This window comes from Nocardia bovistercoris (assembly GCF_015674855.1).
GTDB classification, from domain to species: domain Bacteria; phylum Actinomycetota; class Actinomycetes; order Mycobacteriales; family Mycobacteriaceae; genus Nocardia; species Nocardia bovistercoris.
On record NZ_JADMLG010000001.1, the window covers coordinates 504059 to 529190 of the forward strand.

At 70.3% G+C, this 25132-nt stretch carries 23 protein-coding genes; 12 read left to right on the forward strand and 11 right to left on the reverse strand.

What is annotated here, in order from left to right:
• Nucleotide 1: 1 nt before the first annotated feature.
• A complete protein-coding gene (locus tag IT779_RS02295; RefSeq protein WP_408637717.1) occupies nt 2-367 on the reverse strand; it encodes a DUF952 domain-containing protein in 366 nt (121 codons plus the stop codon).
• A gap of 280 nt (nt 368-647) precedes the next feature.
• Here IT779_RS02295 and IT779_RS02300 point away from each other — a divergent pair, with 280 nt between their 5' ends.
• Nucleotides 648-842, forward strand: coding sequence for a DUF7455 domain-containing protein (locus IT779_RS02300; protein ID WP_196147432.1), 195 nt, complete (start codon nt 648-650; stop codon nt 840-842).
• A 143-nt stretch (nt 843-985) separates the two neighbouring features.
• On the opposite strand, the gene IT779_RS02305 is transcribed toward IT779_RS02300, so the two are convergent.
• Entirely contained in the window at nt 986-1708 is a 723-nt protein-coding gene (locus IT779_RS02305; RefSeq protein WP_196147764.1) for a TetR/AcrR family transcriptional regulator, read from the reverse strand.
• 163 nt (nt 1709-1871) lie between these two features.
• On the opposite strand from IT779_RS02305, the gene IT779_RS02310 reads away from it, so the two are divergent.
• Entirely contained in the window at nt 1872-3602 is a 1731-nt protein-coding gene (locus IT779_RS02310) for a DEAD/DEAH box helicase (RefSeq protein ID WP_196147765.1), read from the forward strand.
• Complete coding sequence (locus tag IT779_RS02315) at nt 3602-4165, forward strand: hypothetical protein (protein ID WP_196147433.1); 564 nt, start codon at nt 3602-3604, stop codon at nt 4163-4165. Before IT779_RS02310 ends, IT779_RS02315 begins: the two co-directional genes overlap by 1 nt.
• Before the next feature lie 329 nt (nt 4166-4494).
• On the opposite strand, the gene IT779_RS02320 is transcribed toward IT779_RS02315, so the two are convergent.
• Nucleotides 4495-5064: a class I SAM-dependent methyltransferase gene (locus tag IT779_RS02320; RefSeq protein ID WP_232541349.1), complete on the reverse strand. Its 570-nt coding sequence runs from the start codon at nt 5062-5064 to the stop codon at nt 4495-4497.
• Nucleotides 5065-5119: 55 nt separating this feature from the next.
• Here IT779_RS02320 and IT779_RS02325 point away from each other — a divergent pair, with 55 nt between their 5' ends.
• Nucleotides 5120-5926 carry an AraC family transcriptional regulator gene (locus IT779_RS02325; RefSeq protein WP_332838614.1) on the forward strand — a complete coding sequence of 269 codons (807 nt, stop codon included), beginning with the start codon at nt 5120-5122 and terminating at the stop codon, nt 5924-5926.
• Nucleotides 5927-5966: 40 nt separating this feature from the next.
• On the opposite strand, the gene IT779_RS02330 is transcribed toward IT779_RS02325, so the two are convergent.
• A complete protein-coding gene (locus IT779_RS02330) occupies nt 5967-7652 on the reverse strand; it encodes a DEAD/DEAH box helicase (protein WP_196147768.1) in 1686 nt (561 codons plus the stop codon).
• A gap of 460 nt (nt 7653-8112) precedes the next feature.
• Between IT779_RS02330 and IT779_RS02335 the strand changes: the two genes are divergently transcribed.
• Complete coding sequence (locus tag IT779_RS02335; protein WP_408637718.1) at nt 8113-9483, forward strand: YihY/virulence factor BrkB family protein; 1371 nt, start codon at nt 8113-8115, stop codon at nt 9481-9483.
• Here IT779_RS02335 and IT779_RS02340 read toward each other — a convergent pair.
• A complete protein-coding gene (locus IT779_RS02340) occupies nt 9456-9692 on the reverse strand; it encodes a DUF3039 domain-containing protein (RefSeq protein ID WP_196147434.1) in 237 nt (78 codons plus the stop codon). The genes IT779_RS02335 and IT779_RS02340 overlap by 28 nt on opposite strands.
• Before the next feature lie 132 nt (nt 9693-9824).
• On the opposite strand from IT779_RS02340, the gene IT779_RS02345 reads away from it, so the two are divergent.
• Nucleotides 9825-10244, forward strand: coding sequence for a DUF3099 domain-containing protein (locus tag IT779_RS02345; protein WP_196147435.1), 420 nt, complete (start codon nt 9825-9827; stop codon nt 10242-10244).
• 68 nt (nt 10245-10312) lie between these two features.
• Here IT779_RS02345 and IT779_RS02350 read toward each other — a convergent pair whose 3' ends face one another.
• Nucleotides 10313-11617: an MFS transporter gene (locus IT779_RS02350; RefSeq protein ID WP_408637719.1), complete on the reverse strand. Its 1305-nt coding sequence runs from the start codon at nt 11615-11617 to the stop codon at nt 10313-10315.
• 115 nt (nt 11618-11732) lie between these two features.
• Between IT779_RS02350 and IT779_RS02355 the strand changes: the two genes are divergently transcribed.
• The 4 genes from IT779_RS02355 to IT779_RS02370 all read left to right on the forward strand — a co-directional run bounded on the left by IT779_RS02355 (nt 11733) and on the right by IT779_RS02370 (nt 16276).
• A complete protein-coding gene (locus IT779_RS02355; protein ID WP_332838615.1) occupies nt 11733-12731 on the forward strand; it encodes a GlxA family transcriptional regulator in 999 nt (332 codons plus the stop codon).
• Nucleotides 12732-12815: 84 nt separating this feature from the next.
• The gene (locus IT779_RS02360; protein WP_196147437.1) at nt 12816-13553 is read left to right on the forward strand and encodes a VOC family protein; all 738 of its coding nucleotides are present in this window, start codon (nt 12816-12818) and stop codon (nt 13551-13553) included.
• A 66-nt stretch (nt 13554-13619) separates the two neighbouring features.
• Nucleotides 13620-15137 (forward strand): DUF7782 domain-containing protein, encoded by a 1518-nt coding sequence (locus IT779_RS02365; protein WP_196147438.1) that lies wholly within the window; start codon nt 13620-13622, stop codon nt 15135-15137.
• A gap of 170 nt (nt 15138-15307) precedes the next feature.
• Nucleotides 15308-16276, forward strand: coding sequence for a sigma-70 family RNA polymerase sigma factor (locus tag IT779_RS02370; protein ID WP_196147439.1), 969 nt, complete (start codon nt 15308-15310; stop codon nt 16274-16276).
• A gap of 267 nt (nt 16277-16543) precedes the next feature.
• Here IT779_RS02370 and IT779_RS02375 read toward each other — a convergent pair whose 3' ends face one another.
• The 3 genes from IT779_RS02375 to IT779_RS02385 all read right to left on the reverse strand — a co-directional run bounded on the left by IT779_RS02375 (nt 16544) and on the right by IT779_RS02385 (nt 21025).
• On the reverse strand, nt 16544-16849 hold the full coding sequence (locus IT779_RS02375) for a DUF4333 domain-containing protein (RefSeq protein ID WP_196147440.1): 306 nt from the start codon (nt 16847-16849) through the stop codon (nt 16544-16546).
• Between the two features lie 197 nt (nt 16850-17046).
• The gene (locus IT779_RS02380) at nt 17047-19743 is read right to left on the reverse strand and encodes a bifunctional acetate--CoA ligase family protein/GNAT family N-acetyltransferase (RefSeq protein ID WP_196147441.1); all 2697 of its coding nucleotides are present in this window, start codon (nt 19741-19743) and stop codon (nt 17047-17049) included.
• A complete protein-coding gene (locus tag IT779_RS02385; protein ID WP_196147442.1) occupies nt 19736-21025 on the reverse strand; it encodes an acetoin utilization protein AcuC in 1290 nt (429 codons plus the stop codon). Before IT779_RS02385 ends, IT779_RS02380 begins: the two co-directional genes overlap by 8 nt.
• 231 nt (nt 21026-21256) lie before the next feature.
• On the opposite strand from IT779_RS02385, the gene IT779_RS02390 reads away from it, so the two are divergent.
• Nucleotides 21257-21949 carry a metal-dependent transcriptional regulator gene (locus IT779_RS02390; RefSeq protein ID WP_196147443.1) on the forward strand — a complete coding sequence of 231 codons (693 nt, stop codon included), beginning with the start codon at nt 21257-21259 and terminating at the stop codon, nt 21947-21949.
• Nucleotides 21946-22926: a UDP-glucose 4-epimerase GalE gene (gene galE / locus IT779_RS02395; protein ID WP_196147444.1), complete on the forward strand. Its 981-nt coding sequence runs from the start codon at nt 21946-21948 to the stop codon at nt 22924-22926. The genes IT779_RS02390 and galE overlap by 4 nt, the downstream gene beginning before the upstream one ends.
• A 42-nt stretch (nt 22927-22968) precedes the next feature.
• On the opposite strand, the gene IT779_RS02400 is transcribed toward galE, so the two are convergent.
• Both IT779_RS02400 and IT779_RS02405 read right to left on the reverse strand, forming a co-directional pair.
• Nucleotides 22969-23730, reverse strand: coding sequence for an ABC transporter permease (locus IT779_RS02400; protein WP_196147445.1), 762 nt, complete (start codon nt 23728-23730; stop codon nt 22969-22971).
• Nucleotides 23727-25010, reverse strand: a complete 1284-nt coding sequence (locus IT779_RS02405; protein WP_196147446.1) for a glycosyltransferase — start codon at nt 25008-25010, stop codon at nt 23727-23729. The genes IT779_RS02400 and IT779_RS02405 overlap by 4 nt, the downstream gene beginning before the upstream one ends.
• Nucleotides 25011-25132: the final 122 nt, after the last annotated feature.

Sequence of the window (25132 nt, forward strand, 5' to 3'; positions counted from 1 at the left end):
TTCACGACTGCTCGGCTACCAATGGCGCGAAGACGCCGTCGGGACCGGGCCGGTACTCCTGGACCGCGACCACGGCGCCGACCGGCAGCGGGCCGTACAGGTGGGGAAACAGCATCGATTCCGGGTCGCCCGGTACCCCCGGTTCCCATTTCACGGGCGAACCGACCCGCGCGGGGTCGACGCGAAGCAGCACCAGATCGCGGCGACCGGCGAAGAGCCGATTGGCGGGCAGGTGGACCTGCGCGGGCGTGGACAGGTGCACGAAGCCTATGTCCTCGAACGAGGATGGCCGATATCCGCCGGCTTGCCGCGCGGTCAGCCATTCTTCGAGAGTGCACAGATGAACAAGCGTGTGAGTGTCGTGGATCACGGGTAATCTCCCGGTAGACAACTGGATCGGCCGGATCGAGGCGTGAACGAGAAGGTGGTGGACGAACCGAGGCCGCGATGTTCGCTGACGGCGTAATCGCAGGTCATGTTATCGAAAACACACTGAATCATTCGCGGGAACAAAGCCCCCGTCCCGAACGTCTGACAAAGTAGTCATACCACTGCTGGGAAGTAGCGGTTGCGAGCCTCGCGGAGTGACCACGAGGCCCCACACCAGGTGAACGGACTGTAGTGCCGGGAGCCAGGACGGAGGAGTCATGCCAGGAACCCTGACAAGCACCCCACTGACCGCGGTCGATCGTTGCGACCGCTGCGGTGCGGCGGCACGGGTACGTGCCACGCTGCCCGCAGGTGGAGAGTTGCTCTTCTGCCAGCACCACGCGAACGAACACATGGATCGCTTGCGCGAGCTGGACGCCGTGATCGATACGGAGTCTGCGCCCGCGCTCTGAACCGGTGGTATTCGCGTCCCGACACAACAGCATCGAACAACAGAACATCGCATTGACCGACAGCGGGCGACAACGTCGCCCGCTGTCGCTGTGTCAGGAGGGCATCCCGCCGGGGCAGGACGGCATCCACGGCGGAGCGGGAGTCAGCGTCTCGGTCCCGCCGGATCCGCGAAAATGCCGTCGAGCAGGCGCGCGAGCCCGTATTCGAACGCGTCGTCCGGATCGCCCGGCGCCTGGTAGTGCTCCCCCACCGTCGCGCCGACCCGCGCGGCGAGCGGGAATTCCGACTCGGGCATGAGCTCGTCGAGCAGCGGTCCGTGCTCCTCCCACCACCGCTGGTCGCTGAGCGCCCGCGTCTCCCGGATCGCGGCGATCGCCATACGCGCGTTGCCGGTGGCGAAATCGGTGAGCGTCGCGATCACCCGGTCCATGTCCAGATCCGACAGACCGATGCCGTCGACGGCCGCGAGCTGCCGTTCGTAGCGGCGGATGCGTCCCGGTCCGAGTACGAGTCGCCAGGGGGAGACCTCGAGCAGCCACGGGTGCGCCAGGTATTCGTCGCGGACGCCGCGGGCGATGGCGCCCATCCGGCGGCGCGGGGACGCCGAGGGGTCGATGGGGGCGTCGGTTTCGGCGACGGCGTCGACCATGAGCACCGTCAGCGCCTCCTTGCTCGGCACATAGGTGTAGAGGCTCATCGGGCGCAGGCCGAGTTCGGCGGCGACGGTCCGCATCGAGACCCGCTCGTAGCCGTCCCGATCGGCGACGGCGATGGCGGTCGCGACCACGGTGTCCACGCTGACCTTCGGTTTGGGTCCGCGGATACCTCCGCGCGGCGGCGCCATATGACGCCACAGCAGCGTCATCAGCTGCTCGACCTGATGGGTGGCGGTGTCCTCGGTCACGGATGCCCTCGCGATGCGGAATCAATTCGGTACAGTGTACGTTATAGCGATACTCCGTACGCCATACGACGATCGAGGTATCACCCTGTCGAGCACACAGGCCACCTATCTGCCCGACCGCCACATGTTCGCACTCTGGACCTGGACCGGTCATCGGCCGGGCGGTCCGCCCGCATGCCTCGGCGTACGCGAGACGGTGCCACTGGCCGTCCCCGTCGACGGGCGCGTCGAGATCATCGAGGTCGACTGTGTGATCGTCACCCCTGACGAACTCGCCGCAGACACGGCGATCACCGACCCCGCACCTTCGCTGCTGCTCTGGCGGCGCGCGATCGACGGCGCCGAGATCGCCGCGCTGCCGATCGCCGCGCACGCCGTCCCCGACGCGGGCGGCGGCGCCGTCGTCTCGCCCGAGCGCGCGCTGCGGACCCTGCGCGACACCCTCGCGCTCCAGCACGTGACCACCGCCGACCTGCGGCCGTACCAGGCGCGCGGCATCGGATGGCTGCGCGAGACCGCCGACGCGCACGGCGGGGCGCTGCTCGCCGACGAGATGGGGCTCGGCAAGACTGTGCAGACCATCGGCTTCCTGCTCGGGCGGGCGGCGGCGGGACCGCAACTGGTCGTGTGCCCGACCTCGCTGGTCGGCAACTGGGCACGCGAGATCACCGCGTTCGCCCCCGGACTTCGCCCGATACCGTGGCGCGCGGCCGAACCGCTCGCCGACCTCGCCGACGCGGGCGCGGTGCTGATCGTCGGATACCCCACCCTGCGCCTGCATGCCGCGGCGCTGAGCGCGCGGCACTGGGTCACGGCGGTCTTCGACGAAGCCCAGACCCTGAAGAATCCGCGCACCCAGGTGTCGAAGGCGGCGCGCGCGATCACCCGCGACGCCGCCGTCGCGCTCACCGGCACCCCGGTGGAGAACCACCTCGAGGAACTGTGGGCGTTGCTCAACCTGGTCACACCGGCGCTGTTCGCGCACCGAGGACAGTTCCGCCGCAGATTCGTGCGCCCCATCGCCGACGGCTCGACCACCGCGGCGGCGCGGCTGCGCGACACCGTCGAACCGGTCCTGCTCGCCCGGCGCAAAACACAAGTCGCCGCCGCGCTGCCCGCCAAGATCCACACCGATCTGCTGTGCGATCCGACCCCCGAACAGGAACAGCTCTACGACCGGTTGCTCGACCGCGCGATCGACGACGGATTCGGCGCGGGCGCCGAGCGCCACGGCCGGGTGCTCGCCGCGCTCACCGCGCTCAAACAGGTCTGCAACCATCCCGGCCTCATCACCGGTGACCTGGACGAACTGGCGGGCCGCTCCGGAAAACTCGACCTGTGCGCCGACATCGTCGCCGCCAATCTCGAGAACGACGCACCGACCCTGCTCTTCACCCAGTACCGACGCACCGGCGACCTGCTGGTCCGGCACCTGAGCGAACGATTCGCCATCGCCGCCCCATTCCTGCACGGCGGACTCACGCCGGGCGAACGCACCGCGATCGTCGACGACTTCCAGGCCGAGCACGGCCCTGCGGTCCTCGTGCTGAGCCTGCGCGCGGCGGGCACCGGACTGACACTGACCAGGGCCGCCGACGTGATCCACTTCGACCGCTGGTGGAATCCGGCGGTGGAGGCGCAGGCCTCGGATCGCGCGCACCGCATCGGGCAGACCCGGACCGTCACCGTCACCACCCTCACCTGTGCCACCACCGTCGAGGAGCACATCGCGAGCATGCACGACCGCAAATCCGCGCTCACCGACCTGTCCGACAGCGCGGGCATCGCCGCGCTCGCCCGGCTGGACGACGAACGGCTGGTGGCGATCCTGCGCCGCAAACGGGAGCGGAACTGATGGCGGACAACGAATTCGGCTACACCGCGTGGGGAATGGACTGGGTCCGGCTCGCCGAACCGCTGCGCGCGACCCGCCCGGAGCCGCTGCTGCCTCGGGCCCGCAGCATCGCCCGCAACGGCGGCGTCAGCGCCGAGACCGAGGGCCGGGTGGTGCGGGCCGCCATCCATCGCGGCGGTCAGGCGTCGGTGACGCACGTCGAAGTGGCCGCCGCGACACGGGCCGCGGTCACCGCGGTCACCGGACTGCTCGGCGCGGCCGGCATCGTCACCGACGACACCCACCGCGCCCTGCTCGCCGAAGGCCACCGTCCCGCACCGGTTCTCGCGGCCACCGACTGCTCCTGCTCGGCCCGCACGCCGCGCTGCGTACACGTGCTCGCGGTCCTGTACGACACCGCGCGCCGCGTGGACGAGAACCCCCGCCTGGCTCTGGAACTCCAGGGCTGTTTCGACGCGAGCGCCGACGATATACCCGAACTGGCCGAAGCGCCGCGCTGGACACCGATCCACACGCTCGACCCGGCGGACTGGTTCACACCGCCGGACCCGGCCGACCCCTAGCCGGACTTCGCTGCCCGAAGGCGACCGGCTCACAACCGGGCGATCACTGCCTTCGCCGAACTCGGTCACCCGGACAGCGACTCGGCCGACACCGTTCGACGCGGCCGATCCCTATCCGGACTTCGCCGCCCGGGCGCGAGGTGGCTCACACCACTGGCCGTAGTCGGACCAGGTCGCCCGGCCTGCGCACCAGTGGCTGCCACTGGGCACGGCCGCGGACCTCGTTGTCCTGAGGGCCGACTCGTTCGAATCGCCGGACACGACTGCCCTATGGACCGACTCGGTCGCCCGAAGGCGGACCGGTCGACAACACCGGACACATACCCGCCCTAGCTCGACTTGGTCGCCCGGAAGCGGAAGCTGGTCCCCTTGGTGGCGATGCCGATCTTGCCGAAACCCGCACCGGCCAAACGGTCCTCGGCGGTGTCCGGAGGGACCGGCAGGCAGGTGTCGCCGAGGTGCATGAGGCGGAAGGCGGTGCTGTCGAGTCCGTCGCTGCCCGCGAACACGCCGCCGGGGCGCAGCACCCGCAGCGCCTCGGCGAACAGCGCGTCCTGCTGCCGTCGGCTCGGCACGTGGTGCAGCATCGTGAAGCAGACGACGGCATCGAAACTGTTGTCCGGGAACGGCATCGCCGCGCCGTCGCCCTGAACCACGGTCATCGAGTCGCCGTGGCGGGTGCGCAGCCGCTCGGTGAGCGCCGGATCGATCTCGAGGCCGGTCAACGCGGGCGTGCGCCCGAGCAGACTGCCGATATTGGCGCCGTAGCCGGGGCCGATCTCGAGGGCTCCCGCACCCAGATCGACATCGGCGAGGGCCCACGGGACGATCGAGGTGGCACTGATCCGCTCCCACATCGAGGAACGGCACAGCATCCGGTGAAAGATGTTCATAGGCATGGCATCGACGCTAGGCACACCACGCCGCCGCGACGACGGGCTAGCGTGACAGATCGTGTCGCGAAACGGCCAGACTCCGCTGCTGCCCGCCCCCGCCGGACCGACCGCCATGGTCGTCGGCGCGGGCACGCTGCCCGCGGGCCTGTGGTTCGACATCCACCGCCATCCGCAGCACCAGATCGCCTGGGCCGCACGAGGAGTCATCGCGGTCGAAACCGCGCACGGGCGATGGGTGCTGCCGCCGACGCGCGCGCTGTGGATTCCCGGCGACCTCGCCCACCGCACCGGCACCGTCGGCGGGGCCGATATGCGCGGCATCTTCCTGGAACCGCCGCGCACCCCGGTCGCCTTCGCCGCACCGACCATGCTGCGGGTCTCACGACTGCTGCACGAACTGTTCGACCACCTCACCGCGACACCGCGGGGTGCGCAGGCACTCATCCCCACGCACGCGGACACCACAGATCCCGGGCCGCGAGCGCGCGCCGAAGCGGTCGTCTTCGACCTGCTCGAACCGGTCGAGGTCGTCCCGATCGGCGCGACGATGCCGCGGGACCCGCGCGCGACCACGGTCGCCGAGACACTGCTGCGCACCCCGTCCGACCCGCGCACCCTCGCCGAGTTCGCGTCCGAAACGGCCACGAGCACCAGAACCTTGGCCCGCCTCTTCCGTGCGGAAACAGGTCTCGGATTCGGTGCATGGCGAACCCAGATCCGCCTCGCCGCCTCCCTGCCCCTGCTGGCCGAGGGACTCCCGGTAGCCAGGATCGCGCCGCGAGTCGGCTACGCGAGCGCCAGCGCCTACGTAGCGGCGTTCCGACGCGCGGTCGGCATGTCGCCGGTGCGCTACTTCGCGCGCTGAACCCCACATCCCGGGTTCACGAACCCCGGGCTCGGCAGCACTATCTTCGGCGCAGGGCGGCGATGCGCTCGCCGAGTTGGTCGGCGGTGGCCAAGGCCGTCGGCGGGCCGCCGCATTCGCGGCGCAGTTCGCCGTGGATGACGCCGTGTGGCTTGCCGGTGCGGTGATGATGCATGGCGACCAGGCTGTTCAGCTCTCGGCGCAGCTCACCGAGCCGGTCGGCGGTGGCCACCCGTTCCGCCGACGCCGCCACTCGCACGGCGGGTTCCGGCACGCGCGCCTGTTCGCGTTCGGCGACCTGTTTGGTCTGCCGTTCGCGCAGCAGCGCCCGCATCTGCTCGGCGTCGAGCAGACCCGGAATGCCGAGGTAGTCGGCTTCCTCGTCACTGCCCGCGAATGTCGCGGTGCCGAAGGAGGATCCGTCGTAGATCACCTGGTCGAGTTCGGCGTCGGCGGCCAGCGCCACGAAGGAACGCTCCTCCTCGCCCGGTTCGTCCTTCTGCTTGTTGGCGTCGACGAGCAGTTCGTCGTCGAGACCGTCCTTCTCGCGATGCGGTTTGCCGATGATGTGATCGCGCTGGAGTTCCAACTGCGCGGCCAGATCCAGCAGCACCGGCACCGAGGGCAGGAACACGCTCGCCGTCTCCCCCGGTCTGCGCGCACGCACGAAACGCCCGATGGCCTGCGCGAAGTACAGCGGGGTCGAGGCGCTGGTCGCGTAGACGCCGACCGCGAGACGCGGCACGTCGACGCCCTCGGACACCATGCGCACGGCGACCATCCACGGCTGGGTGTTCCTGCTGAACTCGGCGATGCGGTTCGACGACGTCGGATCGTCGGACAGCACCAGCGCGGGCCGCTCCCCCGAAATGTGTTCGAGCAGTTCGGCGTAGTCGCGGGCGCGCTCCTGATCGGTGGCGATCACCAAGCCGCCCGCGTCGGGCATGCCGGAGCCGCGCAACTGGCGCAGCCTGGTGTCGGCGGCGCGCAGCACCGCGGAGATCCAGTCGCCCGCCGGGTCGAGCGCGGTGCGCCACGCACGCGCGGTCTGTTCGGCGTTGAGCGGTTCGCCGAGGCGCGCCGAGTACTCCTCGCCCGCGCTGTCGCGCCAGTGCGCCTCGCCGGAATAGGCGAGGAACACCACAGGACGCACGACGCCGTCGGCAAGCGCCTCGGCATAGCCGTAGGTGTGGTCGGCGCGCGACTGCGGCAGCCCGCCCTCGCCGGGTTCGTAAGTGACGAACGGGATCATGCTGTCGTCGCTGCGGAAGGGGGTTCCGGTCAACGCGAGGCGTCGGGTGGCGTCGCCGAAGGCGTCGGCGGTGGCCTCGCCCCAGCTCTTCGCGTCGCCCGCGTGGTGGATCTCGTCGAGGATCACCAGCGTCCTGCGGTTCTCGGTGCGCACCCGGTGCCGCGACGGATGCGAGGCGACCTGCGCGTAGGTGACCACGACGCCGTGATAGTCCCCCGACGTGCCGCCGGTGGCGTTGGAGAACCGCGAGTCCAGCGCGATGCCGCCGCGCGCGGCCGACTCGGCCCACTGATGCTTGAGGTGCTCGGTCGGCGCGACCACGGTGATCTGGTCGACGGTGCGATCGGCGAGCAGTTCGGCGGCCACCCGCAGCGCGAAGGTGGTCTTACCCGCGCCCGGTGTCGCGACCGCGAGGAAATCCCTCGGCTTGGTGGTCAGATACTTCGTCAGCGCCCGCCGCTGCCAGGCGCGCAGCGAGCCCCCCGCCGCGACCGTCGATCCCGAATCGCCCGGCGAGGCGGTGCTACCGGCCGCCGCAGCGCCACCCGATTCAGTCACGCCGACGACCCTACTCGGCACTCGCGGCGTGTCGCCAAACCGACTCGACGGAGGGCGATGGGCATCACAGTGCGGCCACGGGGCGGTGGCCGCACCCGAACCGGCCGGACCACCCGACACGGTGGCGTACCAGGACAGACCCACCGCCGCTCGCGAACGGTCGGCATTCGCGGACCCCGGCGCGGTAGGGCGGACCGGCGGTCTTTCAGCGGCGGGCCACGTCGTGTTCACGCGTTGCGCATCGACACGTCGACCCCGCAATCCGGTGCGGAAAGCGCGGGTGCGCGATGCTGTAGGCACGATGACCGACGACAGCGCCTTATCCGAAGCCGAATCGCCCGGCGCCGCGCCCATCCACGGCGGTGGTGCGGGCGCCGTGGAGTCGCGGGGCGCGGACGTGCGCCGCTGGGCCCGGCGGTTCGGCAGGCGGGCGTGGCGGCTGACGGCGCGGGTCGCGGTCAAATGCTGGGAGGATTCGATCTTCGCCAAATCGGCGGCGGCCGCGTTCTGGCAGACCATGTCGCTGGCGCCGCTGCTGCTCGGCGTGCTCGGCAGTCTCGGGTACGTCGGCGGCTGGTTCGGGCCCGACACCGTCGAGATCGTCCGCACCAAGATCATCGTCTTCAGCCGCGACCTGTTCAGTCCGTCGGTGGTCTCCGACCTCATCGAACCCACCGTCACCGACGTGCTCGGACGCGGGCGCGGCGCGGTCGTCTCGGTCGGTTTCGTGCTGTCGCTGTGGGCGGGTTCCTCGGCCATGGCGACCTTCGTCGACTCCATCGTCGAGGCGCACGACCAGCAGGACGCGCGTCACCCGGTGTGGCAGCGCATCTTCGCGCTGCTGCTGTACGTGGTGTTCCTGATCGCTGCGGTGTTCATCCTGCCGCTGGTCGCCCTCGGTCCCGTGATCATCGGCCGGGTGCTGCCGGACTCGTGGCTCGAACCGGGACTGCGACTGCTCGACTCGTTCTACTACCCCGGCGTCGGCCTGCTGCTCATCATCGGCCTCACCACGCTGTACAAGTTCGCGCTGCACCGGTCGCTGCCGTGGCTTCGGCTGTTCGGCGGCGCGCTGGTGGCGGGCGTGTTCTTCATGGCGGCCAGCGAGGGACTGCGCCGCTACCTGGGATGGGTGACCGAGACCGGCGTCACCTACGGCGCGCTGGCGACGCCGATCGCCTTCCTGCTGTTCACCTATTTCCTCGGCTTCGCGGTGATTCTCGGCGCCGAGTTCAACGCCGCGGTGCAGGAGTTCTGGCCCGCGCGCGTGACGCGACTCGAGCAGATGAAGGAATGGATCTCCAACCAGGTGCGCGGCGAGAGTCCGGGTCCCGAGGACGCCACGGATTCCACCGCGGCGGCGAAGAGCAGCACCGATGACGCGGCGCGAGGCGTCAGGACCGAGGCAACTCGGGGCATCGGCGCCGCCGAACCGGCGGGCGACGCGAGCGTCCGAGCGAAGGACGTCACGACCGCCGAGACAAAGGATGCCGCCTGCGAGCGGAGCGTCGCCACGGATGAACCGCCTGCCGACGGAATCGCCCGCGAAGCCGCTGATCCGCGCGCCAACGGCTCGAACGTCGATGCGCGCGCCAACGGCTCGGACGTGTCAGGAGAACACGCACGCGACGACGAGTCGACGGGCAGCGACGCACCCGCGACCGCCGCAACGACCGCGGGCCGATCCTCGGCGCGGAAACCGCAGGCTACGGACGGGCTTCACTCGCCTTTGCGCAGGCCGTCGTAGACCTTCTTGCACTCCGGGCAGACCGGCGAACCGGGCTTGGGCGAGCGGGTGACCGGGAAGACCTCACCGCACAGCGCGATCACGTGGGTGCCCATGACGGCGCTCTCGGCGATGCGGTCCTTCTTCACGTAGTGGAAGAATTTCGGGGTGTCGTCGCCCGTCGTCTCGTCGGTCGTCGTATCCGGGCGAACCAGGGTGTCGGTACTCACGCCGTCCATGATGCCCCATCACCGATTCCCGCGCCTACGACGGCGCCGCGGGCGATCCGTGCGCCGCACCCGCCCTCGACGGCGTGACCTGCGCGTGTGCACGCCGACCGCCCGCGTGGGAGACTCGAATACATGCAACAACACGGGGAATCCGAGAACGCCGGTCGCGGCGCTGCTCGCCCCGAGTCCGGCGAGTCCGCCGCACGGACCCGCTCGCGCGGATACTTCCCCGGCAGCGACGACGATCACGCCGTCCTGATCACCGAGGCCGCGCCGTCGCTCGAGGAGCAGCACCGCTCGCGCGTGCGCCGCTACACCTTCATCATGGCCTTCCGCCTGCCCTGTCTGGTCCTGGCGGCGGTGGCCTACAGCGTCTGGGGCAGCGCGCTGGTCGCCCTGCTCATCATCGGCGCTTCCATACCGCTGCCGTGGATCGCGGTGCTCATCGCCAACGACCGCCCGCCCCGACGCAAGGACGAACCGAGCCGCTGGGACGGCAGAGGCGACCACCTCGCCATCGAATCGAAACCGCACAACGCCATCGACGGCTGAACGGCTGCTCGGTATCGCCCGCTATCCGATCACGACGAGGGCCGAGCGCCCGCGCCGCCGGAACCCGTTCACGCGCGGACCGGACGCTGTCTGCGCACCAGAACCGACATGAGCGCGGCGATGCCGCACAGGGCGCCCGCCGTGTACCAGGCGGTGTCGTAGCTGCCTTGAAGGTCGCGGATGACGCCCGCGCCGGTCGCCGCGACCGCCGAACCGATCTGGTGCGAGGCGAATACCCAGCCGAACGCGACCGGTCCGTCCTCGCCGAACAGTTCGCGGCACAGCGCGACGGTCGGCGGCACGGTGGCGATCCAGTCCAGGCCGTAGAAGATGACGAACACCCACATGCTCGGTTCGGTGTGCGGCGCGAACAGCGAGGGCAGGATCAGCAGCGACAGTCCGCGCAGGGTGTAGTAGGCCAGCAGCAGGTAGCGCGGATCGACGCGGTCGGTGAGCCAGCCGGACGCGATGGTGCCCGCCACGTCGAAGACGCCGACCACCGCGAGCAGGCCCGCGGCGGCGGTCGACGGCATGCCGTGGTCGTGAGCGGCGCTCACGAAATGCGTGCCGACCAGTCCGTTGGTGGAGGCGCCGCACACCGCGAATCCGCCCGCGAGCAGCCAGAATCCGGGGGTGCGCGCGATGCGGGCCAGCACCGTGAGCGCCCGCCCCGCACCACCGTGCGCCGGAACGCGCAGCCCGACCGTGCTGCCGGGTGGCGCGCCGTACGCGGTGACGCCGACATCACCGGGGTAGTCGCGGATGAACAGCAGCACCGGCGGGACCACCGCCAGCGCGGTCGCCGCGACGATGACCGACGGCAGCCGCCACCCGTGGTCGCGGGCCAGCGCCGAGATGAGCGGAAGGAACACCAGTTGCCCCGTCGCGCCCGCGGCGGTCAGCACGCCGGTGACCAGGCCGCGCTGCCGCACGAACCAGCGTCCGGTGATGGTCGCGACGAAAGGCATGGACATCGATCCGACGCCGATGCCGACCAGCAGCCCCCAGGTCACGACCAGTTGCCACGCCTCGGTCATGAACACCGTGAGCCCGCTGCCCGCGGCGACGAGCACCAAGGCGCTCGCCACCACCCTGCGAATGCCGAAGCGGTCCATGAGCGCGGCAGCGAACGGCGAGATGAGCCCGTAGAGCAGCAGATTCAGCGAGACCGCCGCCCCGATGGTCCCGTGTGACCAGCCGAATTCCTGGTGCAGCGGTTCCATCAGCACGCCGGGCACGGAACGGAAGGCCGCCGCGCCGAGCAGGGCGACGAATCCGACGCAGGCGACCAGCCATGCCGGATGCAATCCGCGGTAAGGACGAGCCACGGTGTCCGACAACGCGGTGTCCGACAACGGCTCTCGGTTCTCCAATTCGGTCACGGACCGAGCCTGCCGGATGCCGTCCTCGCGTACGAGTGGCTTGAATGACACAATACGTCAAGATCTGGCCATCGCCGGATCGCGCAACCTCGATCGGAGGCCGCTAGTGGAAACGAACCAGCCAGCGCACCGGGTCGCGGTCCTCGCGCTCGACCCCGTCGTCGGCTTCGACATGACCATCCCGCCCACGGTGCTCGGCGCCGCCGTCGGCGAGGACGGCACACCGCGCTACCGGGTGGACATCTGCGGACTCGACCGCGCGGGCGTCCGCTCCACCGCCGGATACACGATCGTGCCCGACTACGGCCCGGAACTGCTGGCCGAGGCCGACACCGTGATCGTGCCGGGAACCCGCGTCGACGGGCCGCGCCGCGAGGGCCGCGCGAGCCCCGAACTGATCGCGGCGCTGGCGGGCATCCGCCCGGACGCCCGCATCGTGTCGATCTGCACCGGCGCGTTCGCGCTGGCGGCCGCGGGCCTGCTCGACGGCAGGCGCGCGACCACGCACTGGGCCTTCGCCGACGACTTCCGCGCCATGTACCCGAAGGTCCTGCTCGACGAGAACCTGTTGTTCGTCGAGGACGGCAACCTCTGCACTTCGGCGGGTCTCGCCGCGGGCATCGACGTCTGCCTGCACATCATCCGCGCCGACCACGGCAGCGAGATCGCCAATCGCGCGGCCCGCTACTGTGTGGTGCCGCCGTGGCGCGAGGGCGGACAGTCCCAGTTCATCGACCGTCAGGTGCCCGATCCCGGCTCCGACGGCACCGCGCCGACCCGCGCGTGGGCGCTGCGCCACCTGGAGCGCGACCTCGACCTGCATGCCCTCGCCGCGCACGCGCGCATGAGCGTGCGGACCTTCACGCGGCGGTTCAAGGCCGAGACCGGGCTGGCGCCGGGCGCCTGGCTGCTGCGGCAGCGACTGCGACACGCCAGGCATCTGCTGGAGAGCACCGATCTGCCGGTCGACGCGGTGGCGCGCGCGGCGGGCATGGGCACCGCGGCCTCGCTGCGTCACCACATGCGCGGCGAGCTCGGCCTCACGCCGCAGAACTATCGAAAGACCTTCCGCACCGGGTGGTCCCGACCCGCGAGCAGTGCGTAATCGGCTCGACACCGCCGCGAGCGACACCTACTGTGTGCCGGGGGGCATCATGTGCTGTGTCCCACAACACACAGGAGCGACCACATGATTCGGTGGGTCTGGGCATTCCTCGACCGCCCGGCGCAGCGTTTCGACGAATGCGCGAAGTTCTGGGCCGCGGTCACCGGCACCGAACCCTCCGAACGCCGCGGCGCCGACAACGAATTCCTCACGCTGCTGCCCGATCCGGCGCTGTTCGCGGCGGCGAGCGTCAAGATGCAGGCGGTCACCGGATTCGGCCGCGTCCACTTCGACCTCGACGTCGACGATATCCCCGCCACGGTCCGCGCCGCCCTCGAGCTCGGCGCCGAGCTGGTCGCCAACCATCGCGACTACGCCGTACTGCGCTCGCCATCGGGCCAGATCTTCTGCGTCACCCCGGCCGGGCGCGCGCAAGGCAGGCACGCACCCGCGTTCCGCGCCCCCGACGGCACGCTTAGCCGGGTCGACCAGATCTGCCTCGATATCGGCGACGCGGACTACGAGCGCGAGACCGAGTTCTGGCGGGCGCTCACCGGCTGGGAGCACACGCTGGGGCGACTGCCCGAATTCGCCCGGCTGCGCACCGCCGAGTTGCCCGTTCACTTCCTCCTGCAACGGCTCGGCGAGGACCGTCCCGCAGGCGCGCACATCGATATCGCCGTATCCGATATCGAGGCCGCCGCGATCTGGCACGAATCGCTCGGCGCGACCGTCGTCGCGCGCTACGAGAACTGGATCGTGCTCACCGATCCCGGCGACAGCGTCTACTGCGTCACCGCCCGCGACCCGAACGGCGTCTGAGCCCGTCGAGTGTGACACGGCGTACAGCACGCGTCCGGCGGGCGATCGCGGTGGCAGAGTACCGATGTGCCCACCCGCCGAACCGCCGCCGGATCCCTGCTCACCGCGCTGTCCGAAGACCTGCGCACCGCGCTGACCAGGGTCGGCTACGACGCCGACAGCCTGCTCGACGCGCTCGGGCCCGACGCGCACGCCGCCCTCGGACGGCAGGAGCCGGTCCCGGTGCGCCGGGCCGCGCGCGCGGCGGGTGGACTCGGGGTTCTGATCCGGCTGCTGCTCCTTGGCGACGCCGTCGCCGAGCGCGAGGTCGCGGGCGCACTGGCGCCGCTGCCGGTCGACCGGGCGGTCGCGGCCGGACTGCTGGAACGCGAGGGCGATCTGGTGCGCGCGGCGCTGGATCTGCGCCCGATCGATCTCGGTGCGGGCACCCGCTGGATCCTGTCCGATCTGGACGATTCGATGCGCAGACGCACCCTCACCGAGGATCACGTGCTCGGTGTCGGCCACGCGTCACTGTCGCTGCTGCGCGCCACACCCACCGATCCGGTGGGCACCGTGCTCGACCTCGGCACCGGTTGCGGCGTCCAGGCCGTGCACGCCGCGTCGAGCGCGCGTTCGGTCACCGGCACCGACGTGAACCGACGGGCGCTGTGGCTGGCCGAGGCCACGGCGGCGCTCAACGGGGTGTCGATCGAACTGCTCGACGGCTCGTGGTTCGAGCCGGTCGCCGAGCGCCGGTTCGACCGGATCGTGGCCAATCCACCGTTCGTGGTCGGTCCGGCGCGAGTCGAGCACACCTACCGCGATTCCGGGCTCGCCATGGACGGCGCGAGCGAACTGGTGATCTCGCAGGCTCCCGGGCTGCTCGCCCCTGGCGGCACCGCGGCCATGCTCGGCGCGTGGATCCACGTGGACGGCCAGGACTGGCGGCAGCGGGTCTCGTCCTGGCTGCCCGCGCACGGGGTCGAGGCGTGGGTGGTGCAGCGCGATGTCGCCGACCCGGCCCTGTACGTGGGAACCTGGCTGCGCGACGCCGGACTCGACCCGCGCGATCCGCGGTCGCAGGACCGCTCGGACCGCTGGCTCGATGCCTTCGAGGCCGCCGAGGTCGAGGGCATCGGCTTCGGCTTCGTCTATCTGCGCGCCATCGACGGACCCACCGAATTGCTGGCCGAGGACCTCACGCACGGATTCGAGGATCCGCTCGGCGCCGAGGCCACCGCGTACTTCGAGCGTTCGGCATGGTTGCGTTCGGTCGCCGCGGATCCCGATATCGCCTGGTCGGCGCGTTTCACGGTCGATCCGGCGACGGCCTTGGAGCGGGTGTACCTGCCGGGCGAACAGGGCTGGGAGCAGCGGGTGGCACGGCTGCACCGGGGTGACGGCCCGCGCTGGCAGCACGAGGTGGACGAGTCCACCGCCGGGCTGGTAGCGGGAATGCGCCAGGACGGTCTGCCGTTGCAGGAATTGGTCGAACTTCTCGCCCTGGCACACGGATCCGACGGGGTGAGCGCGGAATTCGCCACCGACGCGCTGTCGGTGGTGGCCGGATTGGTGCGGCACGGGTTGATTCGGCCCGTGTGATCCGGGCGGTCGCCTCCCGGCGTGTTCCGACAGCGGATGGTTCTCAGGAACTTCTCAGAAGTGAGGCCGACAAACCGCAGCTCAGAGCGGTTTATCGCGGTCCGGAGCGGGAACTTTCCTGAGGTCGGGTCCGTTGTTCGGAGTGAGACACCACCGACAGGAGGCAAGTCATGACAAGCCCCGCCACCACTCGCGTGCGCACCAGTGATTCCGACCTCGACGCCCAGAGCCCCGCAGCCGACCTGGTACGCGTGTACCTGAACGGAATCGGTCGCACCGCGCTGCTCACGGCCGCCGACGAGGTCGAACTGGCCAAGCGCATCGAGGCGGGCCTCTACGCGCAGCATCTGCTCGAGACCGGCAAGCGACTGTCGGCCACCCGCAAGCGGGATCTCGCGATGGTCGTCCGCGAAGGTCAGACTGCTCGTTCGCACCTACTCGAAGCCAACCTCCGGCTGGTGGTGTCCCTGGCCAAGCGCTACACCGGTCGCGGCATGCCGCTGCTCGACCTGATCCAAGAGGGCAATCTCGGTCTGATCCGCGCGATGGAGAAGTTCGACTACGCCAAGGGCTTCAAGTTCTCGACCTATGCCACCTGGTGGATTCGCCAGGCCATCACTCGAGGTATGGCCGATCAGTCCCGCACCATCCGCCTGCCCGTGCACCTCGTGGAACAGGTGAACAAGCTCGCAAGGATCAAGCGCGAACTGCACCAGCAGCTCGGTCGCGAGGCCACCGACGAGGAACTGGCCAACGAGTCCGGCATCCCGGTCGACAAGATCTCCGATCTGCTCGACCACAGCCGCGACCCGGTCAGCCTCGACATGCCGGTCGGCAACGACGAGGAAGCCCCGCTCGGCGACTTCATCGAGGACTCCGAGGCCACCTCCGCCGAATCGGCGGTCATCGCGGGCCTGCTGCACCACGATGTGCGTAGCGTGCTTGCCACCCTCGACGAGCGTGAGCAGCAGGTCATCCGCCTGCGCTTCGGCCTGGACGACGGCCAGCCCCGCACGCTGGACCAGATCGGCAAGCTGTTCGGGCTCTCCCGCGAGCGGGTGCGCCAGATCGAGCGCGAGGTCATGTCCAAACTGCGCAAGGGCGAGCGGGCCGACCGCTTGCGCGCCTACGCCAGCTGAGCCCTGCCGCCGCGAGCGCGTCTCCACGGCGACCGACGAAACCCCCGCGAGCGGGTCGACGAGACGACCATCGCGTGGTGACAGGTCGGGTCGCACCCCGGCGAAGGGTCTCATCCAGCCCGATCGCCGCGATACCCGGTGACCGATTCCGGTCACCGTCCCGACGCCGACCGGTGTCCGCGCGTCCCGCCCCCTCCGGGTGCGCGCGAGCCGGTCGGCGAACCCCCGATCAGGTGCGGGCGCACACCGCTCGGTCCCGGTCGACGCTCACTTCTGGTCGACCTCGACGTCGTAGTTCACGGTGTCGTCCTGCACGCTGGTGACGGTCACCGTCAGCCCCAACTGATCACCGCCCGCGGTGAGGGTGCAGCGCATGGTGGTGCCGACCGTGCCCTTCAGATCACCGGGGCAGTCGATGGAATCGGGCTCCTGTCCCACCTTCTCGGTAAGCGTCTGCTTGACCGACTTCTCCAATGCGCTCTCATCGATCTTCGGGTCGGAACCGATCGACACCGAACACGCGGCCAGCGCGCAGGCGAACAGCGGCAGCGCGGCAGCGGCGAACTTCTTCATGATGTGACTACCTCTCGTCTGGGATCTGTATCGTGCCTCGAGTCGGCCCGCCGCGTAGACCCATTGACGCGCCACGCCGGGTGCGTGCGATTCCGGCGGGGTGTCAGCGGCGTGTCGGCATGGCCATTTCCGGGCAATCCGTGTGGTTGTTCCGGCTCGAGCGTCGTTCCGGCTCGAGCGAGTTCCCGCGCGCGAAGTCAGGCGAGTCGGCGCGGACCGATGTCGAAGCGGCTCGGCTCCGGGCCGATGCGGACCCTGGCGTAGAGGATCGAGGCCGACGCGGGCGCCGCGAGCACCGGGTCGCAGGACAGCTCACGCAGCAGCGGTAGATCGTCGAAGAACGCGGAGATGCGGCGGGCCAGTTCCGCCAGCGCGGCCTTGTCGACGCGCGGACTCGCGGGCGTGCCCGACAACAGCACCGCCGCGCGCGGCGCGTCGATCAGCGCCTCCGATTCGGCCTCGGTCAGCGGCAGCGCCCGATAGGCGCGATCACCCAGCAATTCGATGATCAGACCCGACAGACCGAATTCGATCACCGAGCCGAAGGACGGGTCGTCCTGCACCCGCAGCACACAACCGACGCCCGTTGGGGCCATCTTCTGGATGTGCAGCACCGGGTCGCCGCAGACCGCGACCAGATCCCGGTACGCCTGGCGCACCGCGTCCGGCCGCCACAGGTCCAGGCGCACGCCGCTGAGGTCGGGGCGGCGCCGCCACAGTTCACCGGTCGCCTTGGCCGCCACCGGATAGCCGAGTTCCTCGGCGGCCGCGACGGCTTCGTCCGCGTCGCGCGCCTCGCGGAACTCGACCACGTGGATGCCGTAGCAGCCGAGCAGTTCCGCCGTCTCCAGGTCGGTCAGCCAGCGGCCGCCGTCGCCCGCCATCCACGCCGCCACCATCCGGCGGGCGCGCTCGGTATCCATCCCGTCCGGGCGCACCACCGAGGACACCGGTCCGGTGCGCCATTCGGCGTAGCGGCGCACCCGTGCCAGCGCACGCGCGGCCCGCTCTGGATCGGGGTAGGACGGAATGGACCCACGCGCGGCGATGCCGCCCGGACCGCGCACCGCAAGCAGATTCGGGATCCCCTGCTCGGCGACGAAGGTGGTGAGAATCGGGGTGTTCGCCTCGGGGACCGCGAGCGCCGCCGCCCGGACGGCGTCGGCGAACGCGGCGGTCGGCAGCGCCACCGGCGGCGCGTAAACCACGATCACGGAATCGATCCCGGGATCGCGCAGGGCCGCCACCACCGCATCGAGATAGTCGCCGGGCGTGGCCTGCGGGCCAAGATTCGCCGGTTCACCCACCTCGAGCCCTTCGCCGCGGGCCGCGTCGACGGCCAGCCAGCTCAGCGCGGTGCTGTTGCTGATCACCGCGAGGCGCGGGCCGCCGGGCAGCGGCTGATAGCCGAGCAGGGCGGCGCAGTCGAACAGTTCGGAGATCGAATCGACCTGCACGATGCCCGCCTGCGCGAACAGGTCACGCACGATGGACCGGTCCATATCGCCCGCGGGCTGGGCGCGCGCGGCCAGCCGCCCGCTGCTGACCGCGACGATCGGCTTGGTGCGCGCGACCCGCCGCGCGATCCGCGAGAACTTGCGCGGATTGCCGAAACTCTCCAGATACAACAGGATCACGTCGGTGTCGGCGGCGCTGTCCCAGTACTGGAGCAGGTCGTTGCCGGAGACGTCGGCGCGGTTGCCCGCCGAGACGAACGTGGACAGCCCGAGATTGCGCGCCGCGGCCTCGCCGAGAATGGCCGCGCCCAACGGCCCGGACTGGCAGAAGAATCCGATGCGACCGCGCGGCGGCAGGATCGAGGCGAGGGTCGCGTTCAGCGATACGGCGGGATCGGTGTTGGCGATGCCGAGGGCGCTCGGGCCGACCACCCGCATCCCGTGCCCGCGCACCGCCGACACCAGGGCCCGTTCGGCGGCGAGCCCCTCGGGACCGGTCTCGCCGAATCCGGCCGTCAGCACGACCAAACCCTTGACGCCCTTGGCCATACAGTCGTCGAGGACCGACCCGATGGCCGCCGCGGGCACCGCGGGCACCGCGACCACCGCCAGATCCACCTCGTCCGGAATGTCACGCACCGTCGGATAGGCGAACACCCCGCGCACCGAACGCCGGTTCGGGTTGACCGGATACACCGGCCCCTGGAACAGCCCCGACAGCAGATTCGCCAGCATCACCCCGCCCACCCGCCCCGCGGCCGGGGTCGCGCCGATCACCGCGACCGAACGCGGCGCGAGCAGATTGCCCACACTGCGCGCCTCGGAGCCGCGCTCGCGGGCGTCGCGCACCGACACCAGCGCCTCGGTGGGGTCGATCGCGAATTCCAGGTGCAGGACCGAGCCGTCACGGCTGCGCTCGACCTGATAGCCCGCCTCGCGGAACACGGTGACCATCGTGGTGTTCTCGGCCAGCACCTCGGCGACGAAGGTGTCGATCTCGTTCTCCGCGGCCGCACCCGCCAGATGTTCGAGCAGGATCGAGCCGAGGCCGCGACCCTGATGGCTGTCGGCGACCACGAAGGCGACCTCCGCGGCGCGCGGTCCAGGTCGGTCGAGCAGTTCGTAGCGCCCGACCGCGATGATCTGCTCGCCGAGTTCGAGGACGAGGCCGACCCGGTCGCGGTAGTCGACGTGGGTGGTCCGGTACAGATCCTTGGCCGAGATCCGCGGGTACGGGCCGAAGTAGCGCAGGTAGCGGGTCCGGTCGGAGAGTTCGGTGTGGAAACGCTGGAGCGGGTCGACGTCATCGGCGGTGATGGGGCGCAGACGCACCACCCGCCCGTCGGAGGCCAGGACGTCGGCGAACCAGTGCTGCGGCGGTGGCGGCGGCACGGCCGGGGTGCTCGGTGAATCCGGTACGGGCACGGAATCAGTCACGGGGATCCTCGGGATCGAGGCCGAGCAGTCCGAAGACGGCTCGGCGGGTGGCGAGCACGGCGATATCCACGGCGCGTTGCGACCGGTCGACGCGCGGGTCGCCGGTCTCCCCCGCACCGCCCGGCCCGTCCCACGGGCGATACGCGATATCGCCGCCGTCGCCCATGGTGCGCGGCAGGTCGACGCCGGGCGCCTCGGCGGCCATCAGCTCCCGCCACGACGACGGCAGGGCGGTCTCCGGGGCGATATCGCGATCCAACGCGGTGGCCAACAGGTGGGTCCATGCCCTCGGCACCACCCGGACCGGGGAGTATCCACCGCCGCCGACGGCGAGCCAGCGACCTTCGGCGTAGCGGTCGGCCAACTCGCGCATCGCGCGGAAGGCCGCGCGCTGGCCGTCGACGGTGAGCTCCAGATCGGCCAGCGGATCCTCGCGATGGGTGTCGACGCCGCACTGCGACACCACGATCTGCGGCCGGAACGCCGCGAGCGCGCCCGCCGCCACCGCGTGGAAGCCGCGCAGCCATTGCGCGTCGGCGGTGCCGGGCATGACCGCGAGGTTGATCGCGGTGCCCTCGGCCGCGCCCGCGCCGATCTCCTCCGGCCATCCGGTGTTCGGCCACAGGGTTGCCGGGTGCTGGTGCACCGAGAACGTCAAGACCCGTGGATCGGAATAGAAGACCCGCTGCACCCCGTCGCCGTGGTGGACATCGACATCGAGATAGGCGATCCGGTCGAAGCCGTTGTCGAGTAGCCAGGAGATGGCGACCGCGGCGTCGTTGTAGACGCAGAACCCGGCGGCGGCGCCCGGCATGGCGTGATGCATGCCGCCGCCGATGCTCACCGCGCGCCGGGTGCGGCCCTCGGCGATCTCGCGGGCCGCGGCGAGCGTCCCGCCGACGATCACCGACGCGGCGGCGTGCATGCGCGGAAACACCGGGTTGTCCGCGGAACCGAGGCCGTACGGGGGGTCGACGAGCTCGGCCGATGGCGTGACGGCGCGTTCGACCGCCTCGACGTAGTCGGCGGTGTGCACGCGCAACAGGTCCTGCTCGCTCGCCCGATCCGGGGTCAGACACTCGATTCCGTCGAGGACGCCGAGCCCCTGCGCCAGCGCCATGGTGTATTTCAGGCGCACCGGCGTCATGGGGTGGCGCGGGGTCCAGGCGTAGTCGAGGAATCGGTCGGTCCACACCACCGAGGCGGGCCGCGCCGCCGCGCGGGACGGTGACGGCCCGGTCCCGAGTGCGGGGTCGTGTTCCTCGGGCGGGGTAGTGGCCATGATCGCAACGGTACGCGGGAAGCTGACACCCCCGTTCCACGTTGTCATGCAGTAGAAATAGAGGCATGTGCTGATGCGGTGGCCCGCCGGACCCCGCGCGGAATTCCGGCGACGAGGACGTCATCGCGGGCGGCGCGGACAACGTCCGTTGACCGCGCGACTGTTGACGATCCTCCACGCGGAGATGTGGTCGAGCGTGGGTAGTATTTCGGGCCGACGAAGGGGTTACAGGTGAAGGATCTGGTCGATACCACGGAGATGTACCTCCGTACGATTTACGACCTCGAGGAAGAGGGCGTGGTGCCCCTGCGCGCCCGAATAGCCGAGCGTCTCGAGCAGAGCGGTCCGACGGTCAGCCAGACCGTCGCGCGTATGGAGCGCGACGGTCTGCTGCTGGTCGCCGGTGACCGCCACCTCGAGTTGACGGACAAGGGCCGCAGCATGGCCGTCGCGGTGATGCGCAAGCACCGCCTCGCCGAGCGTCTGCTGGTCGACATCATCGGGCTGGACTGGCAGAACGTGCACGCCGAGGCGTGTCGTTGGGAGCACGTGATGAGCGAGGACGTCGAGCGCCGCCTCGTCGAGGTGCTCAACCATCCCACCACCTCCCCATACGGCAACCCGATCCCCGGCTTGGACGAGCTCGGCATCGCGGCCCCCAGCGATTCCGTCGAGAGCCTGGTCCGGCTCTCCGATCTCCCGCACGGACATGTGCACGCCGTGGTGGTGCGTCGCCTCGCCGAGCACATCCAGACCGACCCTGAGGTCATCGGCCGCCTGCGCGAGGCCGGTGTGGTGCCCGACGCCCGCGTCACCGTGGAGACCAAGCCGGGTTCGGTGGTCATCACCGTGCCGGGGCATCACGGTTTCGAACTGCCCGACGAAATGGCGCACGCCGTCCAGGTGAAGCTGGTCGCCGCGTGAAACTCCTGGTCACCGGCGGTGCTGGGTATGTGGGCGGCGTCTGCGCCCAGGTGCTGGCCGAGCGCGGCCACGAGGTGGTCGTGGTCGACGACCTGAGCACCGGCAACGCCGACGGCGTACCGGGCGCGGCGCGTTTCGTGCACGGCGATGTCGCCGAGACCGCCCCCGAGCTGTTGCGCGCCGAAACCTTCGACGGCGTACTGCATTTCGCGGCCCAGTCGCTGGTCGGCGAATCGGTGCAGCAGCCGGAGAAGTACTGGGACGGCAACGTCGTCAAGACCTTCCGCCTGCTCGAGGCCATGCGGCACACGGGCACGCCACGGCTGGTGTTCTCCTCCACCGCCGCCGTCTACGGTGAGCCCGAACAGGTCCCGATCACCGAGGACGCACCGACACGCCCGACCAACCCCTACGGCGCCTCCAAGCTCGCCATCGATCACGCCGTCACCTCCTATGCGATCGCCCACGGCCTCGCCGCGACGAGCCTGCGCTACTTCAATGTCGCGGGCGCCTACGGCGGCCTCGGCGAGAACCGCGTCGTGGAAACCCATCTCATCCCCCTGGTCCTGCAGGTCGCCCTCGGCCACCGCAAGGCCATCTCGGTCTTCGGCACCGACTGGCCGACTCCCGACGGCACGGCGGTCCGCGACTACATCCACATCCGCGATCTGGCCGAGGCCCATCTGCTCGCCCTCGACACCGCCGAAGCAGGCGTACACCGCGTCTACAACCTCGGCAGCGGCGCCGGATTCTCGGTCCGCGAGGTGATCTCGGCCTGCGAGCGGATCACCGGCCTACCGATCGCCGCTCAGGACGCGCCGCGCCGTCCCGGCGATCCCGCCGTGCTGATCGCCTCGAGTGATCGCGCCGTCGCCGAATTGGGTTGGCGGCCCGAGCACAACGATCTCGACGAGATCGTCTCCGATGCCTGGTCGTTCCTGCGTTCCCTCGGCGATCGCGCGCACAGCGCCGGATAGCGCCGGGCTGCTCGAGCTGTACAGCCGTTCTTCGGCCGTCGGTCAACGATGGGACAGGCGGCCGAAGATCAGCGTCGACCAGGCCGCGCCCGCCGATCCGAGCGCGAGGCACCAGAGCACGGCCGCGGTCGCCGACCCGCCCGCTCCGCTGCCGCCGAGTAATTCGCGCACGGTGTCGATCACCGGTGTGGCGGGTTGGTGCTCGGCGAAGCCGCGCAACCAGCCAGGCATGGTCGAGGTGGGCACGAACGCGCTGCTGATGTAGAGCACGAACATGATCGCGTAGGTCAACCCGCCCGCCGCCTCGGGATTCTGGGCGAGCAGGCCGAGCGCTACCGAGATCCACGAGATCGCCGCCACGAACAGGGTGATCACCGCCGCCGCGCCCAGCCACTGCCAGATCCTGGCGTGCGGACGGAATCCGAGGGCCACCGCAACGGCCACCGCGATGGCGATCGCGGCGAGATTGCGCAGCACCCCCTCGACGACGTGTCCGACCAGGACCGCCTGCCGGAACATCGGCAGGGTGCGGAAACGGTCGATGCTGCCGCGCGTCATATCCGTCGACACGGCGGTCGCGGTGATCGAGGAGCCGAAACCCGTGCACAGCATCATGATGCCGGGCACCACGTAGTCCAGATACGACCCGCCGACATCGATGGCGCCGCCGAAGACGTAGGTGAACAGCAGCATCACGAAGATCGGCATGAGTACCGAGATGATCAGCGTGTCCCTGCTGCGCAGCGTATGCCGCACGCATCTGCGCAGCATGACCGAAGAATCGGCGACGACGGCCGCGATCATCGAGCCCGCGCCTCGACGATGTCGGCGGCGTGCGCGGCCGTGCCCTCGGTGCGCAGGGTCGCGGCGAATCGCGCGGCGGCGGTGCGCCGTTCGGGTCGCAGTACCCGCTCGAGCGCGCGTTCGAGGCGGTCGGCCCCGAGCCGGGTGAACGGCAGATGCGCACCGACCCCGAGGCGCTCGACCTGCGCTCCCCACAGCGGCTGCTCGAACGACACCGAGCACACCAGGGTCGGCAGTCCGGCGCGCAGACCCTCGAACAGGGTGCCGATCCCGCCGTGGTGGACCGCGGCCGCGCAGTGCGGGAACACCAGGTCGTGGGCGAACGGGCCGACCACCGCCAGTTCGGGGCCGCCGCGCTCGCGTGCCCGGTCCAGGTCGAGGTCGCTCCAGCCCGCGCTCACCAGCGCGCGCACCCCGAGCCGCGCCGATACCCGCGAGACCATGTCGACCACGGCGGCGGTGTCGCGGATCGGCATGCTGCCGAATCCGAAGAACACCGGCGGCGGTCCCTGTTCGATCCAGGCAAGGATGTCTTCGTGCGCGCCGCCGGTTTCGCCGACCGCCGCGCGGGCCGCCGCGTCCAGGGTGAGGAATCCGGTGAACGGCCTGCGCTCGTCCCACTGCTCCGGCAGGCCGGGCACCAGCGCGGGATCGTAGATCTGGATCTCGGGGACCCCGGCGCGCGCCAGGACCGCCGCCGTGCTCGCCCGCGACGGCGCGAGCCCGAGCGTCGCACGCAGCGCGTTGAGATAGCGCATGAAGACCACCCGCCGCACATTCTCGGCGAGCAGCCAGGTGCCGCGATTCACCAACGCGGGCGGATTCCAGTGCGGCGGAAGCGAGCCGGGAAAGGGGTAGGCGCCATTGTCTCGGCACGGGAAGTAATGCAGGCTGACCAGCGGCACCCCCATCGCCTCGGCGACCGAACTCGCTCTGTCCTCGGTCACGGTGCTGGCCACGATCAGATCCGCGCCTGCGCAGACCTCGATCACCTCGCGGTTCATCCGCTCGGCGTAACCCGCCATCTGCCGCGCCACCAATTGCATCAGGCGCAGGGTGTTGCCCGCCGCTAGCGCGCGTTGCCCCTCCTCGGAGCTGTAGAGCTGTTGGACATCCGGGCCGCAGGACACGGCGGGCAGACCTGTCGCGGTGACGAAGTCGACCAGATTCGGCGGAGCGCCGAGGATCACGTCGTGGCCGCGGCCGCGCAGTTCGAGGCCGAGCGCGACCACGGGCTGCACATCCCCGCGGGTTCCGGTGAGCGGAATCGCTATTTTCACGACGCCGCCACGTACTCGAAGTTCCGCGACGCCGCCCATTCCTTCGAATTCACAGAAGCGACCATAAACGCATCGAAGAACACTGAGCAATGGCGCACGGTCACAGATCGCACCCTTCCCAA